Origin of the sequence: Pseudoalteromonas sp. P1-13-1a, from assembly GCF_001401875.1 — a bacterium.
GTDB lineage: Bacteria > Pseudomonadota > Gammaproteobacteria > Enterobacterales > Alteromonadaceae > Pseudoalteromonas.
Genome location: NZ_LKDV01000121.1, coordinates 1 through 280, shown reverse-complemented (window position 1 = coordinate 280; position 280 = coordinate 1). Strand labels below are relative to the sequence as shown.

At 31.4% G+C, this 280-nt stretch carries 1 pseudogene; it reads left to right on the top strand.

The window, feature by feature from the left end:
• Nucleotides 1-280, top strand: a pseudogene (locus tag AN391_RS20850) (hypothetical protein); the annotation flags it as partial.

Here is a 280-nt window from a genome sequence, read left to right as displayed (position 1 = left end):
TTTAAACAGTATACAGATGCTAAGATGTTCATTTCGTTTTTATATACGAAATATAATACTACTGCTGTTGAAACCATATCGGATTGGCCAAATAAAACACCGATAAGGTTTGCTCAAAGTGAATTATATAGCTCACCTCAAATTGCTCATGATACTAAAAAAGCTAATTCAAACTCTCATCTGGAAGATGTAGATTTTAATAGTGAAGATCTTGTTTTCATTGAAATATGGGATCGCAAATCGCTAATAAAACTATCCCTGCCATTTTTTGTTTTTACAG